The 24574-nt window shown below is 69.5% G+C and carries 24 protein-coding genes; 18 read left to right on the forward strand and 6 right to left on the reverse strand.

All coding sequences use genetic code 11. The features are described from left to right. Positions 1-140: 140 nt before the first annotated feature. Entirely contained in the window at positions 141-1373 is a 1233-nt protein-coding gene (gene serA / locus NC595_RS08685; protein WP_253565964.1) for a phosphoglycerate dehydrogenase, read from the reverse strand. A gap of 122 nt (positions 1374-1495) precedes the next feature. Here serA and NC595_RS08690 point away from each other — a divergent pair, with 122 nt between their 5' ends. From NC595_RS08690 to pip, 3 genes are read left to right on the forward strand one after another with little or no spacing between them, the layout of a single operon-like run. Beyond that, on the forward strand, positions 1496-2911 hold the full coding sequence (locus tag NC595_RS08690) for an FAD-binding oxidoreductase (RefSeq protein ID WP_253565965.1): 1416 nt from the start codon (positions 1496-1498) through the stop codon (positions 2909-2911). Between the two features lie 19 nt (positions 2912-2930). Next, on the forward strand, positions 2931-3098 hold the full coding sequence (locus NC595_RS08695; protein WP_253565966.1) for a hypothetical protein: 168 nt from the start codon (positions 2931-2933) through the stop codon (positions 3096-3098). Positions 3099-3158: 60 nt separating this feature from the next. Then, positions 3159-4121, forward strand: a complete 963-nt coding sequence (gene pip, locus NC595_RS08700; RefSeq protein ID WP_253565967.1) for a prolyl aminopeptidase — start codon at positions 3159-3161, stop codon at positions 4119-4121. 94 nt (positions 4122-4215) lie between these two features. On the opposite strand, the gene NC595_RS08705 is transcribed toward pip, so the two are convergent. The 3 genes from NC595_RS08705 to NC595_RS08715 form a co-directional block, all read right to left on the reverse strand. Further along, a complete protein-coding gene (locus NC595_RS08705) occupies positions 4216-7026 on the reverse strand; it encodes a lamin tail domain-containing protein (RefSeq protein WP_253565968.1) in 2811 nt (936 codons plus the stop codon). A 174-nt stretch (positions 7027-7200) separates the two neighbouring features. After that, the gene (upp, locus tag NC595_RS08710; protein WP_253565969.1) at positions 7201-7845 is read right to left on the reverse strand and encodes a uracil phosphoribosyltransferase; all 645 of its coding nucleotides are present in this window, start codon (positions 7843-7845) and stop codon (positions 7201-7203) included. Between the two features lie 103 nt (positions 7846-7948). Further along, complete coding sequence (locus NC595_RS08715; protein ID WP_253565970.1) at positions 7949-8269, reverse strand: PsiF family protein; 321 nt, start codon at positions 8267-8269, stop codon at positions 7949-7951. Positions 8270-8447: 178 nt separating this feature from the next. Here NC595_RS08715 and NC595_RS08720 point away from each other — a divergent pair, with 178 nt between their 5' ends. After that, positions 8448-9725 carry an MFS transporter gene (locus NC595_RS08720; RefSeq protein WP_253565971.1) on the forward strand — a complete coding sequence of 426 codons (1278 nt, stop codon included), beginning with the start codon at positions 8448-8450 and terminating at the stop codon, positions 9723-9725. A gap of 54 nt (positions 9726-9779) precedes the next feature. Here the strand turns inward: NC595_RS08720 and NC595_RS08725 are convergent, their stop codons facing one another. Then, positions 9780-11276, reverse strand: a complete 1497-nt coding sequence (locus NC595_RS08725; RefSeq protein WP_253565972.1) for an aminotransferase class III-fold pyridoxal phosphate-dependent enzyme — start codon at positions 11274-11276, stop codon at positions 9780-9782. Between the two features lie 295 nt (positions 11277-11571). Between NC595_RS08725 and NC595_RS08730 the strand changes: the two genes are divergently transcribed. The 5 genes from NC595_RS08730 to NC595_RS08750 are packed head-to-tail and all read left to right on the forward strand — an operon-like array spanning position 11572 to position 16322. After that, entirely contained in the window at positions 11572-12477 is a 906-nt protein-coding gene (locus NC595_RS08730) for an ABC transporter ATP-binding protein (RefSeq protein ID WP_253565973.1), read from the forward strand. Continuing rightward, positions 12477-13238, forward strand: a complete 762-nt coding sequence (locus NC595_RS08735) for an ABC transporter permease (RefSeq protein ID WP_253565974.1) — start codon at positions 12477-12479, stop codon at positions 13236-13238. Before NC595_RS08730 ends, NC595_RS08735 begins: the two co-directional genes overlap by 1 nt. Before the next feature lie 41 nt (positions 13239-13279). Continuing rightward, positions 13280-14497 (forward strand): sensor histidine kinase, encoded by a 1218-nt coding sequence (locus tag NC595_RS08740; protein ID WP_253565975.1) that lies wholly within the window; start codon positions 13280-13282, stop codon positions 14495-14497. Next, positions 14494-15723 carry a sensor histidine kinase gene (locus NC595_RS08745; RefSeq protein ID WP_253565976.1) on the forward strand — a complete coding sequence of 410 codons (1230 nt, stop codon included), beginning with the start codon at positions 14494-14496 and terminating at the stop codon, positions 15721-15723. Before NC595_RS08740 ends, NC595_RS08745 begins: the two co-directional genes overlap by 4 nt. Next, positions 15720-16322, forward strand: a complete 603-nt coding sequence (locus tag NC595_RS08750) for a response regulator transcription factor (protein WP_253565977.1) — start codon at positions 15720-15722, stop codon at positions 16320-16322. Before NC595_RS08745 ends, NC595_RS08750 begins: the two co-directional genes overlap by 4 nt. Before the next feature lie 6 nt (positions 16323-16328). Here NC595_RS08750 and NC595_RS08755 read toward each other — a convergent pair whose 3' ends face one another. Continuing rightward, positions 16329-17675 (reverse strand): MATE family efflux transporter, encoded by a 1347-nt coding sequence (locus NC595_RS08755; RefSeq protein ID WP_253565978.1) that lies wholly within the window; start codon positions 17673-17675, stop codon positions 16329-16331. A gap of 116 nt (positions 17676-17791) precedes the next feature. Between NC595_RS08755 and queA the strand changes: the two genes are divergently transcribed. The 9 genes from queA to flhB all read left to right on the forward strand — a co-directional run bounded on the left by queA (position 17792) and on the right by flhB (position 24459). Next, a complete protein-coding gene (gene queA, locus NC595_RS08760; RefSeq protein WP_253565979.1) occupies positions 17792-18835 on the forward strand; it encodes a tRNA preQ1(34) S-adenosylmethionine ribosyltransferase-isomerase QueA in 1044 nt (347 codons plus the stop codon). Positions 18836-19046: 211 nt separating this feature from the next. Further along, entirely contained in the window at positions 19047-19550 is a 504-nt protein-coding gene (locus NC595_RS08765; RefSeq protein ID WP_253565980.1) for a flagellar basal body-associated FliL family protein, read from the forward strand. A 16-nt stretch (positions 19551-19566) separates the two neighbouring features. Beyond that, positions 19567-20583, forward strand: a complete 1017-nt coding sequence (gene fliM, locus NC595_RS08770) for a flagellar motor switch protein FliM (RefSeq protein WP_253565981.1) — start codon at positions 19567-19569, stop codon at positions 20581-20583. A 53-nt stretch (positions 20584-20636) separates the two neighbouring features. After that, positions 20637-20909, forward strand: coding sequence for a flagellar motor switch protein FliN (gene fliN, locus NC595_RS08775; RefSeq protein ID WP_236886551.1), 273 nt, complete (start codon positions 20637-20639; stop codon positions 20907-20909). 13 nt (positions 20910-20922) lie between these two features. Next, the gene (gene fliO, locus NC595_RS08780; protein ID WP_253565982.1) at positions 20923-21324 is read left to right on the forward strand and encodes a flagellar biosynthetic protein FliO; all 402 of its coding nucleotides are present in this window, start codon (positions 20923-20925) and stop codon (positions 21322-21324) included. Next, positions 21321-22157, forward strand: a complete 837-nt coding sequence (gene fliP, locus NC595_RS08785) for a flagellar type III secretion system pore protein FliP (RefSeq protein ID WP_253565983.1) — start codon at positions 21321-21323, stop codon at positions 22155-22157. The genes fliO and fliP overlap by 4 nt, the downstream gene beginning before the upstream one ends. A gap of 118 nt (positions 22158-22275) precedes the next feature. Beyond that, positions 22276-22545 (forward strand): flagellar biosynthesis protein FliQ, encoded by a 270-nt coding sequence (gene fliQ / locus NC595_RS08790; RefSeq protein WP_017463600.1) that lies wholly within the window; start codon positions 22276-22278, stop codon positions 22543-22545. Further along, a complete protein-coding gene (gene fliR / locus NC595_RS08795; protein ID WP_253565984.1) occupies positions 22542-23309 on the forward strand; it encodes a flagellar biosynthetic protein FliR in 768 nt (255 codons plus the stop codon). The genes fliQ and fliR overlap by 4 nt, the downstream gene beginning before the upstream one ends. A gap of 10 nt (positions 23310-23319) precedes the next feature. Beyond that, on the forward strand, positions 23320-24459 hold the full coding sequence (gene flhB, locus NC595_RS08800; protein ID WP_253565985.1) for a flagellar biosynthesis protein FlhB: 1140 nt from the start codon (positions 23320-23322) through the stop codon (positions 24457-24459). Positions 24460-24574: the final 115 nt, after the last annotated feature.

The following is a 24574-nucleotide window of genomic DNA, read 5'->3' on the forward strand; positions in this document are numbered from 1 at the left end:
AATCCCGGAGCCAGGAACGACGTGCCTGTGTGAGCCACATCCCGGTTTCCGGCGCTTCCGGCCAGTGACCGTGGCCGCACCATACGCCGATGGATGGTGCCGGATGCCGTGCCTCGCGGAGCGGCATCCGGCAACCGGTGTCAGTAGAGGACCCGCGTGCGCAAGGTGCCCTGGATCGCGGCCAACTGGTCCTTGAGCGCGCTGGCCTGGGCCTCGTCCGCCGAGACGTCGATCACCACGTAGCCGACGTCCGGGTCGGTCTGCAGGAACTGCGCGTCGATGTTGATGTTGCCGGCCGAAAACAGCTCGTTGATGCGCGAGAGCACGCCGGGCACGTTGCGGTGGATGTGCAGCAGGCGGCGGCTCTTCGGGTGCTCGGGCAGCGAGACCTCGGGGAAGTTCACCGCCGACAGGGTCGAGCCGTTGTCGCTGTAGCGCACCAGCTTGGCCGCCACCTCGATGCCGATGTTGTCCTGCGCCTCCAGCGTGGAGCCGCCGATGTGCGGGGTGAGGATCACGTTGTCCATGCCGACCAGCGGCGAGACGAACGGATCGTCGTTGCCCTTCGGCTCGACCGGGAACACGTCGATCGCCGCGCCGGCCAGGTGCTCGGTACGCAGCGCCTCGGCCAGCGCATCGATGTCGACCACGGTGCCGCGCGAGGCGTTGATCAGCAGCGCGCCCTTGCGCATCTTCGCGATCTGCGTGGCGCCGAACATGTTTTGCGTGGCCGGGGTTTCCGGCACGTGCAGGGTGACCACGTCGGAGCGCTCGAGCAGGTCGTCCAGGCTGGCCGCGGCGCGGGCGTTGCCGAGCGACAGCTTCGATTCGATGTCGTGGAAGATCACCTGCATGCCCAGCGATTCGGCCAGCACGCCGACCTGGGTGCCGATGTGGCCGTAGCCGATCACCCCCAGCGTCTTGCCGCGCGCCTCGTAGCTGCCCAGCGCCGACTTGGTCCAGCCGCCGCGGTGGCACAGGGCGTTCTTCTGCGGGATGCCACGCAGCAGCATGATCGCCTCGGCCAGCACCAGTTCGGCCACGCTGCGGGTGTTGGAATAGGGCGCGTTGAACACCGGCACGCCCAGCGTCTTGGCGGTCTGCAGGTCGACCTGGTTGGTGCCGATGCAGAAGCAGCCGATCGCGATCAGCCGCTTGGCCTCGGCCAGCACCTCGGCGGTGAGATGGCTGCGCGAGCGGATGCCGACGATGTGCGCCTCGGCCACGCGGGCCTTCAGCTCGGCCTCCGGCAGCGATTTCTGGTGGTACTCGATCTGCGTGTAGCCGGCCTGGCGAAAGGTTTCCACGGCGTTCTGGCTGACGCCTTCGAGCAGCAGCACCTTGATGTCTTGCTTCGGGAACGAGGTCTTCATGCCGGGTCCGGACAGGCGGGAAAGTCACCACTATGCCAGAGCCGTGGACGGAATGCGGCACCGCACCACTGGACCGGCCCGCGGCCCGATGTCACCCTAGCCGCCTGCGCCAGGACGACTCCATGACCGATGCCCGACTCGCCGACCTTGCCACCCGCCTGCCGGGCCTGCGCCTGCTTACCGACGCGGCGGACCTGGAGCACTACGGCCGCGACTGGACCCGTCGCTGGACGCCGGCGCCACTGGCCATCGCCTTGCCGGCGAGCGTGGAGGAAGTGCAGGGCGTGATGCGCTGGGCCAGCGGGCACGGCGTGGCCGTGGTGCCCTCCGGCGGGCGCACCGGGCTGTCCGGCGGCGCGGTGGCGGCGAACGGCGAGCTGGTGCTGAGCCTGGAGCGGATGAACCGCGTGCTGGCCTTCGACCCGGTCGACCGCATGCTCACCGTGCAGGCCGGCATGCCGCTGCAGGCGGTGCAGGAGGCGGCGAAGGCGCACGACCTGGTCTATCCGGTGGACTTCGCCGCGCGTGGCTCGTGCACCATCGGCGGCAACATCGCCACCAATGCCGGTGGTATCCGGGTGATCCGCTACGGCAACACCCGCGAGTGGATCGCTGGACTCACCGTGGTCACCGCCGCCGGCGAGCGGCTCGAGCTCAACCGCGGCCTGATCAAGAACTCCAGCGGCTACGACCTGCGCCAGCTGATGATCGCCTCGGAGGGCACGCTGGGCATCGTGGTCGAGGCCACGGTCAGGCTCACCAGTCCGCCGCCGCCCTCGCAGGTGATGCTGCTGGCGCTGCCGGACATGGATGCGTTGATGCGGGTGTTCGCGCTGTTCCAGTCGCGACTGTCGCTGCAGGCGTTCGAGTTCTTCACCGACGTGGCGCTGCGCCACGTGCTGGCGCACGGTGCCCAGCGCGCGCTGGAGAGCGACTATCCTTACTACGTGGTGACCGAGTTCGATGCCGCCGACGAGCGCGCGCAGGAGGCCGCGCTGGCCGCCTTCGAGGCCGGCGTGGAACAGGGTTGGATCCTCGACGGGGTGATCGCCCAGAGCGAGGCCCAGGCCGCCGCGCTGTGGCGGCTGCGCGAGGGCATCACCGAGAGCGTGGCGCCGCGCAAGCCGTACAAGAACGACGTGTCGGTGCGGATCAGCGCGGTGCCGGCCTTCCTGCAGGCGATGCAGGACCTGCTCGGCCGCGAGTACCCGCAGTTCGAGGTGGTCTGGTTCGGCCACATCGGCGACGGCAACCTGCACATCAACGTGCTCAAGCCGGACGACCTGGATGACGCGGCCTTCATCGCCCAGTGCGAGCAGGTCACCAAGCAGCTGGCCGCCACACTGCAGCAGTTCGGCGGCAGCATCTCGGCCGAGCACGGCATCGGCCTGGTCAAGCGCCCGTATCTGCAGAGCACCCGCAGCGCGGTCGAGATCGCGCTGATGCGCGGCGTGCGCCAGGCGTTCGACCCGCAGGGCATCCTCAATCCCGGCAAGCTGTTCGCGCCGGAACCGGTCGAAAGCCGGAACAATTCCTGATGCGCCAAGGAGGCGACGCGTGAAGACACCGACCGGCACCGAATCGACCGAAGGCGCACATCCGCCGCACGGCAGCATCCATCCGTTGCCCGGCACCCAGGTACTGGAGGCGGAAAACCTGGCCGAGACGGACGAAGTGCTCCACGAGGAGGCGCTCCGGGATTCGGCGCTGCGTGTGCCGCGGTGAGCCCGACGGCGGCTGCGTGCTAGCCTAATCGGCCCCCATCCGCCGGAAGGAGAGCACCGCATGTCGCAGGAGCGTCGTTCGCTGTATCCCGAGATCGAGCCGTTCGACAGCGGCTTCCTCAAGGTATCGGACCTGCACACGCTGTACTACGAGCAGAGCGGCAATCCGAACGGCAAACCGGTGGTGTTCCTGCATGGCGGCCCCGGCGGCGGCGTGAATCCGAAATGCCGGCGCTTCTTCGATCCGGCGCGCTACCGCATCGTGCTGTTCGACCAGCGCGGCTGCGGCCGTTCCACCCCGCACGCCGAGCTGACCGACAACACCACCTGGCACCTGGTCGCCGATATCGAGCGGCTGCGCGAAAAGCTGGGCATCGACCGCTGGCAGGTGTTCGGCGGCTCGTGGGGCTCGACGCTGGCGCTGGCCTACGCCGAATCGCATCCGGACCGGGTCAGCGAACTGGTGCTGCGCGGCATCTTCATGCTGCGGCGCTGGGAGCTGGAGTGGTTCTACCAGAAGGGCGCCGACGCGCTGTATCCGGATGCCTGGGAGACCTACCTGTCGGCGATCCCGGAGGCCGAGCGCGGCGACCTGATGAGTGCCTATCATCGCCGCCTCACCGGTCCCGACGTGGCTGCGCGGATCGCCGCGGCGCGCGCCTGGTCGGTGTGGGAAGGAGCGACCAGTTTCCTTTGGCAGGATCAGGGACACATCGACGCCAGTGGCGAGGACGAATTCGCGCTGGCCTTCGCCCGCATCGAGTGCCACTACTTCGTCAACGGCGGTTTCTTCGAACATGACGACCAGCTGCTGCGTCATGTCGAGCGCATCCGGAAGATCCCCGCGGTGATCGTGCAGGGCCGCTACGACGTGGTCTGTCCGCTGCGCAGCGCGTGGGATCTGCATCGCGCCTGGCCGGAGGCGGACCTGCGCGTCGTGCAGGACGCCGGCCACTCGGCGTTCGAACCGGGCATCCTGCACGAGCTGGTGGAAGCCACCGACCGCTTCGCCGCCCAGGGGTAACCCAACAGGCTGATGCCGTTCGCGGTCGTCGCAGGCAAGGAAAAGGCCACGCCCGTTGCCGGGCGTGGCTTTTTTGCGTCGAGGCGCGGCCGGGTCAGTGGACGTGGTGTCCGCGGTCCCCGTGAGCCTTGCCGTGATCGTCGTGGCGGTCGTGGCCGTGGCCGAACACCAGCGACGGGTCGAGCAGCTCGACTACGAAACCGTCGTGGTCGGAGACCCCGATCGCCTTGTCGATACCGCCGGCGCTGGCCGCGTCATCCGCGGTCTGCACCGGTGCATCGAGGTCGGCGCGGCCATATTGCATGCGCATGAAGCGCCAGCGGGCCGGCAGGTTCAGCAGCGCGTGGTCCAGCACCTGGAAGGTCGGCACCGAGCGGCCGGAGTTGCCCGAGCCGGCCTTGGTGTAGCCCTGGATCTCGCCGAAGTTCTGCGTGAACTGGAACGAGTAGCGGTCGTTGCTGGGCACCGACTCCACCGCGTTCCAAAGCGCCGGATGCACGATGTTCGGCCCGCCCAGCTTCAGCAGGTTCTGGTTGTCCTGGTAGCGGCCGGAGATCAGCCCGACCATGTCGACGAAGCCGTCGCTGAACTGGTAGCTGTTGAAGTCGCCCACCACCATCAGCGGGGTCAGCGGCGAGGCCTGCTGCAGCAACTGCACCTGGGTGGCGATCGATTTGGCCTGCTCGAAGCGCTTTTCGCGGTCGCGATCGGTGGCGCTGCCGCTGCCATCGACCTTCTGCCGCGCCTTGGTGTGCACCGAGATCACCTGGAAGCGCATCAGGCCGGCCTGGGCGGTCAGCAGCAGCGGCGGGTGGTCGTGGATGTACGCCGTGCTGCCGTTGTCGTCCCAGGTCTCGTCGGCGGCCAGCTGGCGTACCGAGAGCACCTTCACGCGGTCGGTGCGGACCAGGAAGCCGACATCGATGCCGCTGGGGTCGTGGCCTTCCATCAGGTAGGCGTCGTAGCTGGCGCCGTAGTCGTCACCGAGCTGCTTGGCCAGGCGCTGCAGCAGCGGCAGGTTCTTCACCTCCTCCACCGACAGCACGTCCGGCAGGCGCAGCACGCCGCCGATATAGGCCGACAGCCGCTCGATCTTCAGCTGCACCTCGGCCTCGGTCGGCTCGGAGCTGCCGCCGCTGCAGGTGTAGGTCGTGTCGAAGGTCGAGTCGCAGAAGCGCTCGGTGTTGAGCGCGCCGATGCGCAGGGCGACCGGCGGCGCCTTGTCCACCGGGCGCGGCAGCTCGGCGGCGCGGGTCAGGCGGAACGTGGTCGGGATCAGCGTGTAGGCGCCGAAGTCATAGGAGATGACGCCGGTGGCCTCGAAGGTGGAGCCGGCGTTGAACGGGGTGTTCATGGGTACTGCGCCGAAGTCGGCGGTGTTCATCTTGAACACTTCCGGGTTGCCGTCCCAGTTCGGCAGGTCCACGCCCGCCGGCACCGGCACGCCGTACACCACGCCCGGTTCACGCAGCGAACGCCGGCCGCTGGCGGTGATGCTCACCTCCGCATACGGCTCGCCGCTGAAGCGCTTGTTGCCGGTGTTGATCATGCCGTGGCGCACTCGTACGCGCATGCTGATGAAGCACTGGAAATTGGTCGCGCCGCAGGACAGATGGTCGGGGTCCATCGACGGCGTGTCCGCGTCGAACTCGACCGCCTTCGGCAGCTTCGCGCCGTGCGAGACCACGCTGATCTCCGGGCTCTTCAGCTCGGTGAGATGGTAGTAGTCGTCGATCCGGCCGTTCACGTCGACCACGTCGCCGACCGCCACGGTCGGCGCGCTGCCGGTGAACACGTACAGGCCGTTGGAGGTCAGCGGATCGGCATCGGCGCGGGCGTCCGGCGTCTGCATGGTGAAGCCGGCCGGGCCGACCGCGGTGACCACGTTGTCGTGGGTGATCACGCGCTTGCCGAGCAGCGGGGAGGTCTGCTCGCGGCCCTGGATCTCGTATAGCTCCACGGTGAGCGGGATGTCGTAGAGGATCGCGCCGACCGCGCTGGCACGGGCCAGTGTGTAGCCGCCGCTCGGGTGGCTGAGGTTGACGGTGAACGCGCGGTCGGCCTTGCCGACACTGCTGCCGTGCACGGTGACGTCGAAGCTGGCCGAACTCTGGCCCGGCGCGACGGTGACGTCGGTATCGAGCGCGTCGTAGTCGCCCGCGCCGGCCGAGGCGGTGTCGTCGGCGGTGGCGACGTGCACTGTGACGCCGCTGCCGGCCGGGGCCGGTTCGGACAGTGTCACGGTGAACGGCATGGGCACGTCGCTGGCGCCGGTCACGGTGGCGCTGGCGTCGGCGATCGACACGCTGGCGCCCATCGCCACGCACGGGCTGGCGCTGTTGTGCGGCGCGCTCGGGCTCAGCGTGACGAAGTCGGCGCTGTTGTCGCCGCTGTTGTTCGGCAGGCCGGCGGCGTTGGTGGTGCGGATGTAGGAGGTGTCCGAGTTGCTCGAGCCCAGCGAGGCCAGCGGCGTGCCGGCCTGGTAGGCCGAGCCGCTGCTCAGGCCGACCTGGTCGATCACGGTGCCGGCGGCATCGAGGATGGCCAGGCCACCGGTGTCGGTGACGCCGGTGTTGTAGGTCAGGTCACCGGCCACGCTGCCGGAGTAGCCGCCGCTGGCCGCATTGGTCAGCAGCAGATGGCAACCCGGTGCGATGCGGGTGCCGGCCGGCAAGGTCAGCCGCGTGCCGACCGTGCCGCTGGCATTGGAGGCGTTGAGCTTGTAGCCCGACACGTCGATGGCGGTGGCGCCGGCGTTGATCAGCTCGACGAATTCGTCGTTGCCGCCGGCGGGTCCGCGGACGCGGAACTGGTTGATTTCCAGATCGCTGGCGTAGGCCGAAAACGACAACGCCAATCCGGTCAGCGCCGCCATCATGGCGCGCCGCACGTTCATTCCCTGCATGTTGTAGTCCCCTCTGGCGGGATCCTTCTGGATCCGTTGCGCGCCGGACGCTAGCAAGTTTTTGCGACAGTTTCGCGAAAGCTCCCCCCGGAACGTCGCGTACGGCGATGCCGACGCCCGTCGACATCGCAACACTTTGCGCCGAGTCGGCGCCAGAGGAAAGGGGTTGTCGGTTCAGTCCCCGTCGGGCAACTGCTTGGTGCCGAAGATCTTGTCGCCGGCGTCGCCCAGCCCGGGCAGGATGTAGCCGTGCTCGTTGAGCCGCTGGTCGATGGCCGCGGTGTAGATCTCGACGTCGGGATGGGCGGCTTCCATGCGCGCGAGGCCTTCCGGCGCGGCGACCAGGAACAGCCCCTTGATGCGCTTGCAGCCGGCAGCCTTGAGCATGTCCACGGTGGCCAGCAGGGTGCCGGCGGTCGCCAGCATCGGGTCGACGATCAGCGCGATGCGCTCGTCCATGCGGCCGGTGAGTTTCTCGTAATAGGTGACCGGCTTGAGGGTTTCCTCGTCGCGCTGCAGGCCGACCACGCTGACCTTGGCGGCCGGAATCAGGTCCAGCACGCCGGGCAGCATCCCCAGTCCGGCGCGCAGGATCGGCACGATGGTGATCTTCTTGCCCTTGATCTGCTGCACCGTGAGCGGACCGGCCCAGCCGTCGATCGCCCACTCGACCGTCTCCAGGTCCTTGGTCGCCTCGTAGGTCAGCAGGGCGGCCACTTCCGAAGCCAGCTCGCGGAACTCCTTGGTGCTGATGCCGGCGCGGCGCATCAGGCCGAGCTTGTGCTGGATGAGCGGGTGGCGGACTTCGACGACGGGCATGCGGGCGGGCCTGGCAGTGGGGCGACGCGGGACGTCGCGGGCAGCGCCCAAGCTTATCGACGCAGGCCGGCGCGTGCACCCGCACCGGCCTGCGCGGATGGCCTCAGCCCTTCAGGCAAGTGCTCATGAAGCTCTTGCGGGCGTCGCCCTTGAGCGACTTGGCTTTGGCGTCGGCGTTGCACTTCTTCATCTTTTCCTGCTGGGTCATCTTGCCCGGTGCAGCAGCGGCTCCCCCCTTCAGGCAAGACTTCATGAAGGCCTTGCGCTCATCGCCCTTCTTGCCGGCAGCCTGCTTGTTGCAGTCGGCCATGCGCTGTTGCTGCGTGGTCATCGGCTTGGCGGCCGCGACCACCGGCGTGGACAGGACGAGGGCGCCGGCGACGGCGAGTGCGGCGGCGAACAGGATACGGAACGGCTTGCCCATGGTGCGATCCTCCCGATGTGACCGGCATCTGCCGGCAGCGCAGTCTCGCGCCGCGGGCAGGGTGGGCGCTACCGCAATTTCATGCGGCAGGAGAGACCCTTGGCGACAAGGATTTGCCAGTGGCGGAAGGCTCGCCCATGCTGGTCGCGGGGAAGCGGCGCGGCCGCCGGGGGGGGGCATGAGCGGACCAGCAACGGCGCCGGCCGGGCTGCCGGCGCGGCAGATCGCCGCCGTGGCGGCAGGCAACGCGATCGAGTTCTACGACTTCGTCACCTACGCGTTCTTCGCGGTGCAGATCGGCCGGAGCTTCTTCCCCTCCGACGAGCCGGCGGTCAGCCTGCTGGCCTCGCTGGCCACCTTCGGCGCCGGGTTCCTGACCCGGCCGCTCGGTGCCTGGGTGATCGGGCGGATGGGCGACCGGCGCGGCCGCAAGCCGGCGATGCTGCTGTCGTTCGTGCTGATTGGCGTGGCGGTGATCGGGCTGCCGCTGGTGCCCCCGTACGCGTCCATCGGTGTGGCGGCGCCGGTGCTGGTGGTGCTGCTGCGGCTGCTGCAGGGCTTCGCGCTGGGCGGCGAGGTGGGACCCAGCACCGCGTTCCTGATGGAGGCGGCGCCACTGCACCGGCGCGGGCTGTACATCGCGATGCAGGCGATGAGCGCGGATTTCGCTGTGCTGGTGGCCGGGCTGGTGGGCATGGCGCTGGCGCACCTGCTCACGCCGGCCCAGCTCGACGCCTGGGGCTGGCGTGTGGCGCTGGGGCTGGGCGCGGTGATCGTGCCGTTCGCGCTGGCGATGCGGCGCACGCTGGCCGAAACCCACGTGCCGCAGCTGCAGCCGGCGGCCGGGGACGACAGCGGCGGCCATCGGCTGCGGCTGGCGCTGCCGGGTCTGGCGATGCTGGCGGCGGCGACCACCGCCAACTATGTGCTGGAGTACATGACTACCTACGCCAGCGCCACGCTGGGCCTGCCCGAGCGCATCGCGCTGGGCGCCACGGCGATGGTCGGCCTGTGCGGCCTGTGCTGCGACCCACTCAGCGGCTGGCTGTCCGACCGCTTCGGCCGCAAGCCGGTGATGCTGGTGCCCTGGATCGTGTTGCTGGTCACCATCCTGCCGGCGTTCTGGTGGCTGCAGCATGCGCCGGGCGGTGCCGTGCTCTATGCGGTCACCGGCATCCTCACGGTGGCCTCGACGCTGTGTACGGGCACCATGCTGGTGTCGGTCACCGAGTCGCTGCCGGCGCGGATCCGCTCCGGCGGCTTCGCGCTGATGTACGCGCTGGCGATCTCGGTGTTCGGCGGCGCCACCCAGTTCATGCTGGCCTGGCTGATCCGGGTCACCGGCAACCCGCTGGCGCCGGCCTGGTACATGGCCGGCGCGGCGCTGCTGGGGCTGCTGGCGATCGTGCAGGTGCCAGAGACTGCGCCGGTGAAGGCGGGCGCGCGGCCGGCATGAAAAAGGGCGCGCCCGGCCGGGCGCGCCCTTCGTCGCGACGGCACGGCAGGGGCGTTACGCCGCCTCGGCCTGTGCGCGCTTGGGACCGTGCAGCAACGCGTGCTTCACGTGCGCAATCACCAGATCCACCTCGGCGCTGGTGCAGTTGAAGTGCGGCGTGAAGCGCAGCGAGTTGGCGCCGCCGTGGATCACGCCGATGCCGTGCTCGCGCATGTACTCCTCGGTGGAGTTGTCGCCGTAACACTTGAACTGCGGGGCCAGCTCGCAGGAGAACAGCAAGCCGGTGCCCTGCACCTTGGTGATCAGGCCGCCGAGCTCGTCCTTCAGCGCATTGAGCTTGGCGACGAACTCCTGGCCGCGCGCGCGGATGTTCTCGCGCACCGCATCGCTGAGCTGGCCCAGCGTGGCGCAGGCCACGTCGAGCGCGCGCGGGTTGGCGGTCATGGTGTTGCCGTAGATGCCCTTGCGGTACATGCCGGCCGTACGCTCGTTCACCACCAGCACCGACATCGGGTACTGGCCGGCGTTGAGCGCCTTGGAATAGGTCTCCATGTCCGGCGCCTCGAGCTTCTCGAAGCCGGGGTAGTCGACGATCGACAGCACGCCGTGCGCACGCAGGCCGGCCTGGATCGAATCCACCAGCAGCAGCGTGCCGTGCGCCTTGGTCAGCTCGCGCGCGGCGGCGTAGAACTCCGGCGTCACCGCGCGGCCCGGGTCGCCTTCGCCCATCACCGGCTCCAGGAACATCGCCTCGATGAACCAGCCGTGCTTGTCGGCGTCGGCGAAGGCGGCCTTGAGCTGCTCGACGTCATACGGCGCGACGGTGATCAGGCTCTCTTCGTGGCGGTAGCTGGCCAGGTACTGGCTGTAGGTCTTGCGCGAGGAGTCCGAGTACAGCGCCGGCTTGTCGGTGCGGCCGTGGAAGGCGCCCTTCACAGCCAGTCGCTTGATCGTGCGGCCTTCGTGGCGTCCGCCCGCGTCGGTCATCGTCTTGGCGTTGACGTCGGCGATGCGACAGGCCAGGCCGACCGCCTCGGAGCCGGAGTTCAGGCACAGGAAGCGGGCGAACGGGAAGCCGCCACGGCGGTGACCGATCTCGCGGCGCAGCGCCTCGTTCATGCGCAGCTGCGCCACGCTCGGGGTCATCACGTTGGCCATCACCTGCGGACGGCTCATCGCCTCCAGCACGACCGGGTCGTTGTGGCCGAAGCCGAGCATGCCGTAGCCGCCGTTGTCGTGGACCACCGCGCCCTTCAGCGTGACTACCCACGGACCGCGCGCGGCGGCCGGCAGGTACGGGTTGATCGCGTCGTCCGGATAGAAGTTGACGTAGCCGGCCTGCGCGCGGGCCAGCTGCTCGGCCTCGTCGAGCTTCAGGAAGTCGGCCAGGTCCGCGCGCAGCTCGCGATGGCGCGCCACCGCCTCGGTCACCGCCTGTCCCAGCATCGGATCCAGCGCAGCCATGCGCTCGATGCTGGCGTCGTCCAGGCCGGTGGTCCGCGGCTTGCCGCCGAATTCGCGCAGTTCGCGCAGCTGTTCAATGACGTGCATAACGCTCCTCCTCAACTTCCGTCGGCGCCTCGCTCCGAACGCAAAGCAGGCCGACGGATTCGTGATGTGGGGCGGGAATGCCGCACCGCATCCGGAGCGCCTTCCCGCAGGCCCTTCGGGCCGTCTGACGCACCGCCGCATAAGGGCTGACGGGCTTCAGGCATCCCCCAAGCATAGCGCGAGGGGTCTTTTCCCGGTACCCCGCATGACGCCTGTCAGGTGTGTCGGCTGATGTCCGCGAGTGGCCGCAAGTGCCTGCCATGGCTAGTTTTGTGGCCATCCAAAGGAGGCCTGCATGAACCCCTCGACGCCCCCCGTCGCCGAACTCGTCGGCGTCACCCAGCGTTACGGCGCGCTGACAGCGCTGGACACGCTCGATCTGGCCGTGCGCCCGGGCGAGCTGCTGGCCCTGCTCGGCCCCAACGGCGCCGGCAAGAGCACCTCGATCAGCGTGTTGCTCGGCCTGGTGCGGCCGCAGTCCGGCCAGGCGCAGTTGTTCGGTCGCGACCCGCAGGACGTGGCCTCGCGCCGGCGCATCGGCGTGATGCTGCAGTCGGCGGCGCTGCCCGCCACCCTGCGCGTGGGCGAGCTGCTGCGGCTGACCGCCAGCTACTACCCCGCGCCGCGCCCGCTGGCCGAGAGCGCCGCGCTGGCCGGTGTCGAGGACCTGCTGGCCCGGCCCTACGGCAAGCTCTCCGGCGGGCAGCAGCGCCGGGTGCAGTTCGCGCTGGCGCTGTGCGGTTGGCCGGACCTGCTGTTCCTGGACGAGCCCACCGTGGGCATGGACATCGAGGCCCGCCAGAAGCTGTGGGCGGCGATCCGTACCCTGGTCGGCGAGGGCTGTGCCGTGGTGCTGACCACGCATTACCTGGAGGAGGCCGAGGCGCTGGCCCAGCGGGTGGTGGTGATGGGGCAGGGCCGGGTGATCACCGAAGGCAGCGTGGACGAGCTGCGCGGTCGCGTCGGCCTGACCCGCATCCGCTGCCTGAGCGACCTCGACGCCGACGCGGTGGCGGGCTGGACCCACGTCACCGCCGCCGGCCGCGAGGAGGGGCGACTGGTGGTCACCACCGCCGCCGCCGAATCGGTGCTGCGTCGCCTGCTCGACGCCGATATCGCGCTGTCGGAACTGGAGGTGCGTCGCGCTGGCCTGGCCGAAGCCTTCGTCGAACTCAGCCGCCAGGACCGGGAGGCCGCCTGATGGACGCAAGGATCACGATGTCGCGTCGCCGCGTCGCCGGTGCCTACCTGCAGGAGATCCGCAGCGAGTGCCTGCGCTACCTGCGTGCGCCTTCCTTCATCCTGCCGGTGACGCTGTTCTCCACCGTGTTCTACCTGATGTTCGGCGTGTTGCTGAATCATTCCGGCAGCGACGCCTCGCGCTACCTGCTGGCCAGCTACACCACGTTCGGCGTGATCGGCCCGGGCCTGTTCGGCTTCGGCGCGTCGCTGGCGATCGAGCGCGAGGGCGGCCTGCTCACCCTCAAGCGCGCGCTGCCGATGCCGCCCGGTGCCTACCTGCTCGGCAAGATGGTGATGGCGATGGCGATGGCCACGCTGGTGGCGGCATTGCTGCTCATCCTCGGCCTGACCCTCGGCGGCGTCACCCTGACGCCGGCGCGGGTGCTGGCGATGCTGTTGGCCGGCGCGTTCGGGGTGCTGCCGTTCTGCGCGCTGGGCATGTTCGTCGGCACGCTGATCAAGGGGCAGGGCGCGCCCGGCCTGCTCAACCTGGTCTACCTGCCGATGGCCTTCCTGTCCGGCCTGTGGCTGCCGTTGAGCATGCTGCCCAGGCCGCTGCAGGCCATGGCGCCGGTATGGCCGAGCTATCACCTCAACCAGCTCACCCTGTCGGCGGTGGGCATGGGCCAGGGGGCGCTGTGGCCGCACGTGCTGGCGCTGGCTGCGTTCGCGGCGGCTTTCCTCGTGCTGGCGGCCCGCCGCCTGCGCCGGGTAGGCTGATGGCTTCCGCCCATGCGCGGCCGACCGGCAGGGAACCGATCATGCGCCTTGCAAACCTGCCTGCCTGGATGAAGCCGGCACCGGACTCGCTGGTCGCCGACAGCGTGGCCCGCGGCAAGTCGCCGTGGACCGATGCGGTGCACCTGCTCTGGTCGGCCTGGCTGTTCATCACGCCGGTATTCGATCGCGACGCCTGGAACCTGCACTGGCTCCTGCTTACCGCGCTGTCCTACCCGGTGTTCCTGGCGCTGTATGGCATGTGCTGCATCGCCTCGCGTCGGGCCTCCCGCACCTACGCGGCGGGGATGCTGCTGCTGTGCATGGTGCTGCTGCCCTGGTATCCCAGCGGTATGACCTACTTCGTGTTCGGCTGCGTGATGCTGCGGGCCTGCCGGATGCCGTTCCGCACCTACATGCTGACCCTCGCCGGGCTCAACGTGGCGCTGTTGGCCGAGGCGTGGCTGCTGCACTACCCGTGGCAGGCAACATTCACCATGCCGATCGTCACCTTCATCATCGGCCTGATCATCAACGCCGAGCGGACCAGCAACGAGAAGGACGCCGAGCTTCGACTGTCGCACGAGGAGGTGCGTCGGCTCGCCGCCAACGCCGAGCGCGAGCGCATCGGCCGCGACCTGCACGACCTGCTCGGCCACACGCTGTCGCTGATCACGCTGAAGCTGGAGCTGTCGCGCAAGCTGTTCGACCGCGACAGCGAGGCGGCCCGGCGCGAGATGAGCGAGGCCGAGGCGGTGGCCCGGCACGCACTGGCCGAGGTGCGCGCGGCGGTCACCGGGATCCGCGCCACCGACCTCGCCGCGGAGCTGGCCTCGGCGCGCCTGCTGCTGGCCTCGTCGCGGGTGCACCTGGACTACGAACTGGGCGTGGCGGCTCTGCCCGAAGACGTGGAACGGCACCTGGCGCTGGTGATCCGCGAGGCCTCGACCAACATCGTGCGGCACGCCCGCGCCAGCGAGGCGCGGATCCGCCTGCGCTGCGACCATGGCGACGTGGTGCTGGACATCTGCGACAACGGTCGCGGCGGCATCGCCGAGGACGGCAACGGCCTGCGCGGCATGCGCGAGCGGGTGCGTTCGCTCGGCGGGCAACTGGCGATCGACTCGCCGCGCGGGCGCGGCACCCATCTCACCATCCGGGTGCGGGCACCGGCGGTCGAGCCGGTCGTTGCGCCGGAACAGGGCGAGGCAGGGGGGGGCGCCGTCGTATCGCTCCCCGCCGCGGGCAGGAGTGCCGCATGAGCATGCCCGTGCATTCCGCGGCATCGTGCGGGCGGCAAGGGCCGTTCGCCGCGGCCTTCCATCGCCTGTTCCGGCCCGATCCCGAGTCGCTGCTCGGCCAGCTGCGCTCGCCGCTGTACCTGCGCTGGCAGGCGGGTCTGCAGCTGTTCTCCATCATTGCGCTGGTCAAGTTTCCGATGGACAAGGGCTTCGACCGGTACTGGCTCGCGGCGACCCTCCTCTCGCTGGTGCCCTACCTGCTCTGTTACGTGCGCATGTACATCCGGCCGGTACGCCAGATGTCCATGCATGCCGCCGGCCTGGTGCTCACCGCGCTTGCGCTGGCGCCGTTCAATCAGGGCGCCGTCATCTATCTGATCGCCGCCGGCGTCACCATGGCGCTGCATCCGTCCTGGCGCGCGTGGATCGGCACGGTGATCGCGGCCTCCGCGGCGGCAGCAGCCGCGGTTGTCCTGGCAGGTGCGCCGGAGAGCATGCTGGTGGCGGTGCCGTTGGCCTCCTTGTTGGGCGGCTTCAGCAACCTGATCTACATGCGCGGCGTGCGGCGCGACGCCGAGCTGCGGTTGTCGCAGGAGGAAGTGCGCCGGCTCGCCACGCTGGCCGAGCGTGAACGCATCGGCCGCGACCTGCACGACCTGCTCGGCCACACGCTGTCGCTGGTGGCGCTCAAGTCGGAGCTGGCGCGCAAGCTGGCCCTGCGCGATCCGGGCCTGGCGCAGCGCGAAATGGAAGAGGTGGAGCGGGTGGCCCGGCATGCACTGGCCGAAGTGCGCGCGGCGGTCACCGGCATGCGCCGAGGCGACCTGGCGGCCGAGCTGCTCTCGGCGCGGCTGATGCTGGAGGCCTCGGGCATCGTGTTCGCCTGCGACGGCTGCGATTCGCTGGACCTGCCACACGCCATCGAGGCGCCGCTGGCACTCGTGCTGCGCGAGGCTGTCACCAACATCCACCGGCATGCGCGCGCCACCGAGGCGCGCATCGACATTTCCAACGCGCAAGGCGAACTCAGGATGCGGATCAGCGACAACGGATGCGGCGGTCTGGCTGCGCATGGAAACGGCGTCAGTGGCATGCGCGAGCGGGTGCGCGCGCTTGGCGGCACGCTCGCCATCGATTCGCCGCCGCGCAAGGGCACCACGATCACCGTCGCCGTGCCGGTGGCTGCGCCCATGCCGGCGGCGGTTGGCCGTGACGCGCGCCCGCAACCGATCGGGAGCGCCGCATGATCCGCGTGCTGCTGGCCGAGGACCAGGCGATGGTCCGCGGTGCCTTGTCGGCATTGCTCAACCTGGAAAGCGATATCGAGGTGCTGGGCAGCGCGCCGGACGGCGAGGCGGCCTGGCGCGAACTCCAGCGGCTGAAGCCGGACGTGCTGGTCACCGACATCGAGATGCCGGGCCTGACCGGGCTGGAGCTGGCCCAGCGCATCCAGCGCCACGAGCTGCCGATCAAGGTGATCATCGTGACCACCTTCGCCCGCCCCGGCTTCCTGCGCCGCGCACTGGAGGCCGGCGTGTCCGGTTATCTGCTCAAGGACGCCCCGGCGGAGAACCTGGCCGAGGCGCTGCGCATGGTCCACCGCGGCGGGCGCTCAATCGATCCGCAGCTCGCGCTGGACGCCTGGTCGGAAGCCGATCCGCTGAACGATCGCGAGCGCCAGGTGCTGCGCCTGGCCGGCGAGGGTCAGAGTGCCAGCGACATCGCCACCCAGTTGCACCTGTCGCACGGCACCGTGCGCAACTACCTGTCCGAGGCGATCGGCAAGCTCGGCGTCGGCAATCGCATCGAGGCGTATCGTCTGGCGCGGCAGAAAGGCTGGCTCTGACCGCTCCTACAGGGCCTGCGCGACCCAGCCGTCACGCCGCGCGATGCGCCGGGCGATCCACGCCATCGCACCGGCCCGCACTGCCATGAAGCCGAGGAAGGCCAGCCACAGGCCGTGGTTGCCCAGCGGGTGCAAGGCGATCGCCAGCGCCAGGAACGCGGCACCGGCGAACAGCATGGTGTCGCGCATCTCGCGGGCGCGGGTGGCGCCCACGAACAGGCCGTCGAACAGGTAGCTCCACACGCCGACCGGCGGCAGCACGGCGAGATAGGGCAGGTAGGCGTACGCCACCGCGCGCACCGGTGCGATGTCGGTCTGCAGGTCGACGAACACGCGCCCGCCCAACGCGAACAGTACGGTGAAGGCCAGGCTTCCGAGCAGCGACCAGCCGCCGGCGACCACCAGCGCGCGGCGCAGCGCGTTGCCGTCGCCCGCACCCACGGCATGGCCGGCCAGCGCCTCCACCGCATTGGCCAGCCCATCCAGCGCGAACGCGGCGACCATCAGTCCATTCAGCAGCAGCGCGTTGGCGGCGACCACCGTGTCGCCCAGCCGCGTGCCCAGCACGGTGACGGCGAAGAACACGCCCTGCAACGCCAGGCTGCGGATCAGGATGTCGCGGTTGACCCCGAGCAGCGGCCGCCAGGCTGACCAGCGGCGCAGCGCCGACGGATGCAGGTGTCCCTGGAAGCGTCGCAGCTGGCCGCGGATCGCGGCCAGCCCGGCCAGCGCGCCCAGCCACTCGCCGCAGGCCGAGGCCGCCGCGATGCCGGGTACGCCCCAGCGCAGTCCCAGCACGAACAGCAGGTTCAGTGCGATGTTCGCCAGGTTGGTCAGCACGGTCACCCGCAGTGCCAGCCGCGCACGGTGCATGCCGAGGAACCAGCCGGCCAGCGCCGCGTTCATCAGTGCGGCGGGCAGGCCGAGCAGGCGGATCTGCAGATAGTCGCGGGTCAGTGCGTCCAGCGTCGCCGAGGGCTTCATCAGCTGCAGCAACGGGCCGAGCAGGGGCAGGGCAAGCCCGATCGTCAGCAGTGCCAGCCCGGCCGCCAGCCCCAGCGCCTGCACCAGCAGCCGGCGCAGCGCATCGCCATCGCGACGTCCGCTGGCCTGCGCGGCGAAGCCGATCGTCCCCATCCGCAGGAAGCCGAAGATCCAGATCGGCAGCGTGTACACGGCGCTGCCCACTGCCACCGCGCCGAGCTGGCCGGCGTGGGCGAGGTGGCCGGCCACGGTGCTGTCCACCAGTGCCACCAGCGGCACGGTGAGGTTGGAGGCGATCATCGGAGCGGCCAGCGCCCACACCTGTTGGTGGGTCGTGCGGTCACGCCAGTCGGCGAGCAGTCGTGGCATGCAGCGAACGGGGGGGACGGAGCGGGCATTGTTCCACACGGACGTGCCGCTCACGGCGTCGTGCAGGATAATCGCCGCTTTCCCGCGCCCGGCGGGGTCGTTGGTGACACAAGCCCGTGAAGAAGTCCGATTTCGATTTCGACCTGCCCAATGCGCTGATCGCCCAGGCGCCGCTGCCCGAGCGTTCGGCCAGCCGCCTGCTGCACCTGGACGCGGCCGTCGGCACGATGACGGACCGGATGTTCCGCGAGCTGCCCGACTTCCTGCGTCCGGGCGATCTGCTGGTGTTCAACGACACCCGGGTGTTGCCGGCGCGGCTGTACGGACGCAAGGACACCGGCGGTGCGGTGGAGATCCTGATCGAGCGGGTCACCGGTGCGCACGAGGCGGTGGTGCAGCTGGGCGTGAGCAAGAAGCCGAAGGAGGGCGGGCGGATCGAGCTGGGCGACGGCAGCCACGCGGTGGTGCTGGGTCGCGAAGACGCATTCTTCCGCCTGCGCTTCGAGTCGCACGAGCCGCTGGAGAAGCTGCTGCACAAGCTCGGCGAGATGCCGCTGCCGCCGTACATCGAGCGCGGCGCCGAGGCCAGCGACCTGGAGCGCTACCAGACCGTCTACGCCCGCGAGCCCGGCGCGGTGGCCGCACCCACCGCCGGCCTGCACTTCGACGAGGAGATCCTCGCGCGCCTGCGCCAGAAGGGCGTGCAGTGCGGCTACGTCACCCTGCACGTGGGCGCCGGCACCTTTCAGCCGGTGCGGGCCGACGACATCAAGGACCACCACATGCACCGCGAGTGGCTCAACGTCGGCGCCCACCTGGTGGAACAGGTGCGCCGCACGCGGGCGGCCGGCGGGCGCGTGATCGCGGTGGGCACCACCGTGGTGCGGGCACTGGAAAGCGCCAGCGTGGACGGCCAGCTGCACCCGTTCGCCGGCGAGACCCAGATCTTCATCTTCCCCGGCTACCGCTTCTCCAGCATCGACGGGCTGATCACCAACTTCCACCTGCCGCAGTCGACCCTGCTGATGCTGGTGTCGGCGCTGGCCGGGCGCGAGTTCATGCTGGCGGCGTACCGTCATGCGGTGGCCGAGCGCTATCGGTTCTTCTCCTACGGCGACGCCATGCTGATCCTGCCGCCGGCGCCCGAAGCGCTGCGCTGACGGAACGCTGACGCCGGCCCTCCGGCCGCCACGTGATGCCGTCGCGAACCCGACGCGCGGGCTTCCCGGCGCGCGTCAAGAAACTGCCGCAACACTCGCCAGCCCGCATTCCCAAGCGGCTCGGCCTGCATGGCACGCCGTTTGCTAAATCCCCCTCGGAATGTCCCGCCCGGCGCGGGACCTGTCATGCCAGCATCCATCCGAGGGTTACATGGACAACGACGCACCCGAATCCGCCGCCATCGCTCCGCCCAAGCCGAAGCGCGGCCGGCTGATCATCCTCATCATCGTCGCCCTGCTGGTGCTCGGTGGTGCGGGCGCCGGGCTGTATGCCGCCTTCGGGCCGAAGCATGCGCCGGCGGACAAGGCCGCCGAGCTGGCCGCCGAGAAGAAGAAGCCAGAGCTGTTCCTGCCGCTGGATCCGGCCTTCGTGGTCAATTTCCGCGACGACCAGTCCGCGCGCTACCTGCAGGTGGGCGTCACGCTGATGAGCCACGAGCAGGCCTCGCTGGATGTCGCCAAGGAAGCCCAGCCGGTGATCCGCAACCAACTGCTGCTGCTGTTCAGCGGGCAGAGCTACCAGAACCTGATCGACGCGGCCGGCAAGGAGAAGCTGCAGGCGCAGGCGCTGGCCGCGGTGCAGAAGATCATGCAGGAGCGCACCGGCAAGCCCGGCATCGACGCCCTGTACTTCACCAGTTTCGTGATGCAGTGATCGACGGAGACCGGCGATGAGCGACCTGCTTTCCCAGGACGAAATCGATGCCCTCCTCAATGGCGTGGAGGGCGGCGCGGTCGAGACCGAGACCGACGAGCCGATGCCGCGCGATGCCGTCATCCAGTACGACTTCACCCAGCAGGACCGCATCGTGCGCGGTCGCCTGCCCACGCTGGAGATGGTCAACGACCGCTTCGCGCGCTACTTCCGCACCGGCGTGTTCAACGTGCTGCGCAAGACCGCCGAGGTCTCGGTGCTGGGCGTGAAGATGGTCAAGTTCGCCGAGTACGTGCACGGCCTGGCCGTGCCCAGCAACCTCAACCTGGTGAAGATCAAGCCGTTGCGCGGCACCGCCCTGGTGGTGATGGAGCCACGCCTGGTGTTCACCGTGATCGACAACTTCTTCGGCGGCGACGGCCGCTTCCATGCCCGCATCGAGGGTCGCGATTTCACCGCCACCGAGAACCGGGTGATCCAGATCATGCTGGTCGAGCTGTTCGCCGCCATGGTCGAGGCCTGGGCGCCGGTGCTGCCGCTGGAGTTCGAGTACCTCAATTCCGAGATCAACCCGCAGTTCGCCAACATCGTCAGCCCGACCGAGACGGTGGTGGTGTCGCGCTTCCACGTCGAGCTGGACGGCGGCGGCGGCGAGATCCACCTGACCCTGCCGTACGCGATGGTCGAGCCGATCCGCACCCTGCTCGACGCCGGCGTGCAGAGCGACCGCGTCGACCGCGACGACCGCTGGAGCGAGACCCTGCACGAGGAAATCCTCGACGCCGAGGTCGAGATCACCTCGCTGCTGCTGGAGACCGAGCTGGCCATCGGCGACTTCCTGCAACTGCGCCCGGGCGACGTGATCCCGGTGCCGATGCCCGACCTGACCACCGTATTCGCCGAGGACGTGCCGATCTTCCGCGGCCGCTACGGCCAGACCAACGGCCACAAGGCCGTGCGATTCCAAGCCCCCGCCGGCCGCCGCGAGGCGCGCCAGACCAGTGATTTCTCCATGGAGCAGAACCCGTCATGAGCACCACGCCCGAAGCCGCCCAGGCCGCCGCCGAGCGCGTTCCGCTGGAAAACATGGACCACCACGACGTCAACCTCGACATGATCCTCGACGTGCCGGTCACGTTGGCGATGGAGGTCGGCCGTACCCGCATCAGCATCCGCAACCTGCTGCAGCTCAACCAGGGCTCGGTGGTGGAGCTGGACCGCGCCGCCGGCGAGCCGCTGGACGTGTTCGTCAACGGCACCCTGGTGGCCCACGGCGAAGTGGTGGTGATCAACGAGAAGTTCGGCATCCGCCTGACCGACGTGATCAGCCCCGCCGAGCGCGTGCGCAAGCTGCGCTGAGGCGGACCGCATCGTGCTCGCCCTCCTTGCCCAGGCCGCGCCGGCCGCGGCTGCCGCCGCCAACACGGCGACCGACTTCAACGTCGGTGCCGAGCTGCTGCGTGTGGTGCTCAGCCTGGCCGGCATCATCGGCCTGATCTTCGCCGCCGGCTGGCTCAGCAAGCGCCTGCAGGCGCGCACCGTGCCCGGCGGCCGGCGCATCCGCTGCGTGGAGACGCTGGCAGTCGGCGCGCGCGACCGCGTGCTGCTGCTCGAGGCCCACGGCAAGCGCCTGCTGGTCGGTGCCGGCCCGGGCGGGCTGCGCACTCTGCACGTGTTCGACGGCGAACTGCCGCCGCCGGAGGAAGCCGCTCCGCCGGCCGCGCCGGTACCGGGCTTCGCCGAGCTGCTCAACCGCTGGAAGCGCACGCCATGATCGCCTCGCGCATCTCCCTCCGTCTCGCGCAGTTGGTGCTGCTGCTGGTCCTGGCCCTGCTGCCGCTGGTCGGCCACGCCACGCCGCAGTCCGCACCGGCCGCGGCCCCCTCGACGTCGGCGATCAGCATGCCGACCCTGCCGTCCGCCACGGGCGCCGGCATCCCCGTGCTCACCGTGAAGAGCGCGCCGGGCGGCGGCCAGAACTGGACGCTGTCGCTGCAGGTACTGGCCCTGATGACGGTGCTGACCCTGCTGCCGGCGGTGCTGCTGATGATGACCTCGTTCACCCGGATCATCATCGTGCTCGGCTTCCTGCGCCAGGCGCTGGGCACGCAGTCCACGCCGCCGAACCAGGTGCTGCTGGGGCTGGCGCTGTTCCTGACCCTGTTCGTGATGTCGCCGGTCATGAACAAGGCGTACACCGATGGCGTCAAGCCGTACATGGACGGCCAGCTCAGCGCCGAGCAGGCGCTGCCGGCGGCCACCGCGCCGTTCAAGCGCTTCATGCTCGACCAGACCCGTGACGCCGACCTGCAGATGTTCACGCATCTGGCCGGCGACCAGCCCTACGCCAGCAAGGACGCCGTGCCGCTGCGCGTGGCGATGCCGGCCTTCGTCACCTCGGAGCTCAAGACCGCGTTCCAGATGGGCTTCCTGCTGTTCATCCCGTTCCTGATCATCGACCTGGTGGTGGCCAGCGTGCTGATGTCGATGGGCATGATGATGGTCTCGCCGATGATCATCTCGCTGCCGTTCAAGATCATGCTGTTCGTGTTGGTCGACGGCTGGACCCTGCTGATCGGCACCCTGGCCGGGAGCTTCTACACATGATCCCCGCCCCCCATCGATGCCCTGTAGGAGCCCGCTCGCGGGCGATGCTTTCCAAAGGCCTCCCCCTCCCCCCAACCCTCTCCCCCGGCGTGGCCAGGGGAGAGGGAGCGAAGCTGCCATGACGCCCGAATCCGTTATCCAGTTCGGCCAGCACGCGCTGTACGTCGCCATGCTGGTCGCCGCGCCGCTGCTGCTCACCGCGCTGGCCGTGGGCCTGCTGATCGGCGTGATCCAGGCGGCTACCCAGATCAACGAGATGACGCTGAGCTTCATCCCCAAGCTGATCGCGATGGCCGCGGTGGCGCTGATCACCGGCCCGTGGATGCTGCGCACCCTGGTGCGCTTCACCCACGACCTGATCACCGGCCTGCCCGGGGCGATCAAGTGACCGAGGTCGACCTGGCCCAGCTGCAGCAGTGGGTCGGCTCGCTGCTGTGGGCGCTGGGTCGGGTCGGCGGGCTGGTGCTGGTGGCGCCGGTGTTCGGCAATCCGATGCTGCCGGCGCGCATCCGCGTCGGCGTCACCGTGCTGCTCACCGTGGTGCTGGCGCCACTGTCGCCGGCCGCCGTCGACCCGCTGTCGGCCGCCGGCGTGGGCACCATGGTCGGCCAGGTACTGATCGGTGCGGCGATCGGCTTCGTGCTGCGGCTGGTGTTCGAGGCGGTCGCCTTCGGCGGCCAGCTGGTGGCGCAGAGCATGAGCCTGGGCTTCTCCGAGGTGGTCAACCCCGAAGGCGGCGGCAGCACGCCGTCGCTGAGCCAGCTCTACATGATCCTGGTGACGCTGATCTTCCTGGCGATGAACGGTCATCTGCAGCTGGTTGCGTTGCTGGCCGAGAGCTTCCGCACGCTGCCGCCGGGGCACGGCACGCTGGGGCCCGACGCGCTGCATGCGGTGGTGATGTTCGGCACCCAGCTGTTCGCCGGTGCCGTGCGCGTGGCGCTGCCGGCGGTGACCTCGCTGCTGGTGGTGAATATCGGCTTTGCCGCGATCAGCCGCGCCGCGCCGTCGATGAATCTGTTCGCGGTCGGCTTCCCGATCACCGTCACCCTGGGCATGGTGGTGCTGTGGCTGTCGCTGCGCAGCCTGCCCGGTGCGTTCGAATCGTTGACCGACAAGGCCTGGTCGCTGATGGGCGACCTGGTTCACTAGGAGGCGCGCCATGAGCGAGGAAAGCAGCGCCGAAGACCGCACCGAACAACCTTCCGAAAAACGCCTCAAGGAAGCGCGCGAGAAAGGCGACGTCCCGCGATCGCGCGACCTCGCCGGCGCCCTGGTGGTGCTGGCCGGGGTGGCCGCCCTGATGGCCACCGCGCCCTCGGCGATGGAGCACGCCCGTGCCATCTACGGGCTGGGCCTGCATTACAGCCGCGACGCGCTGTTCTCCGAGGCCTTGCCGGGGCGGGTGCTGCACGAGGCATTGAGCGAGGCGCTGGCGATGTTCGCGCCGGTGGCCATCGCCACCGTGCTGGCCACCCTGGCCGGCCCGATCCTGCTCGGTGGCCTGAACTTCAGCGCCGAGGCGCTGCAGCCGAAGTTCGAGCGGATGGATCCGATCGCCGGCCTGGGCCGGATCTTCGCCATGCGTGGCCTGGTGGAGCTGGGCAAGGCGCTGGTCAAGCTGGCGCTGATCGGCTTTGCACTGGTGCTGCTTTTACGTCACTGGGAAGCCGATTTATTGACGACCGGCCGCGGCGACGTCGAGTTCGGCATCGCCTCGTCGATCGGCCTGCTCGGCCGCGCCGCGCTCACCTTCGGGGTGATCCTGGGACTGATCGGCGGCTTCGACGCGCTGTACCAGCGCTTCGACCACAACAAGCGCTTGCGCATGACCAAGCAGGAGCTCAAGGACGAGGCCAAGGAGACCGAGGGCAACCCCGAGCTCAAGGGCCGCATCCGCCAGGTGCAGTACCAGATGGCGCAGCGCCGGATGATGCAGGACCTGCCCACCGCCGACGTCGTGGTGACCAACCCGACCCACTTCGCGGTGGCCCTGAAATACGACGAAAACCGCTTCGGCGCGCCGCGCGTGATCGCCAAGGGCGTGGACGTGATGGCCCAGCAGATCCGCGCCGTGGCGAGCGGCCACCGCATTCCCCTGGTCGAGGCGCCGCCGTTGGCACGCGCTTTGTATGCAACGACCGAGCTGGGTCGGGAAATCCCCGCGTCGCTGTATGTCGCGGTGGCGCAGATCCTGGCCTACGTCTTCCAGCTGAAGACGGCCACCGCCCGGGGCGACGCCCCGCCGAAGCCGCCCCAGCCGGATGTCGATCCGGACCTGATGGGTCCATACAAGTTGTAGCGGTGATGGAGAGGGCTTTTGCCCGTCATCCCAGCGCAGGCTGGGATCCAGTGCCTCGGGATGTCCCGACAGTCACTGGATTCCGGCTTTCGCCGGAATGACGGAGAGGGCGTCC

Source organism: Dyella lutea (assembly GCF_024158035.1).
Taxonomy (GTDB): Bacteria; Pseudomonadota; Gammaproteobacteria; order Xanthomonadales; family Rhodanobacteraceae; genus Dyella_A; species Dyella_A lutea.